Below are 387 nucleotides of genomic sequence, written 5' to 3'. Positions count from 1 at the left end.
GCCTTGGTAAGCGCCATGCCGGAAGCGGTCCGTCCGGTTCCATCGTTCGACGCGAAGCTCAATGCTGACCGAATTCGAGTTGCCTGTGAGCGGGTCAATGCTTCTTGTGAACCCAAGGTAACCGCGTCCTGCCGCCGCACGTTGCTACCTCCGAAAGCTGCCACCGTCGATATCGTTTTCGCGAGGCGCAAGGTTGCGAGCGCGAGGTTCGGCGGCTATGCCGGGTCTGGTATTTCCTGACGCGAGGCAGAGCCGATGAACGTCCTTTCCAATTCCAAATCGCATGGCGGCATCCAGGGCGTCTATTCGCATGCTTCGGAGGTTTGCGCCTGCGACATGACCTTCGCGGTGTTCGTGCCACCGCAGGCCAAGGACGGGCCATTGCCG

1 protein-coding gene and 1 pseudogene are annotated in these 387 nt (G+C 61.0%); both read left to right on the top strand.

Features of this window, described 5'->3' with window-relative positions:
* Nucleotides 1–240, top strand: a 240-nt coding sequence (locus tag EN851_RS36845) for a hypothetical protein (RefSeq protein WP_210234952.1), incomplete at its 5' end; no start/stop codon positions are given.
* A gap of 15 nt (nt 241–255) precedes the next feature.
* Nucleotides 256–387, top strand: a pseudogene (locus EN851_RS37525) (S-formylglutathione hydrolase); the annotation flags it as partial.

The organism is Mesorhizobium sp. M8A.F.Ca.ET.208.01.1.1, assembly GCF_004791315.1.
Taxonomy (GTDB): domain Bacteria; phylum Pseudomonadota; class Alphaproteobacteria; order Rhizobiales; family Rhizobiaceae; genus Mesorhizobium.
This window is presented reverse-complemented; position numbering and strand designations above follow the sequence as displayed.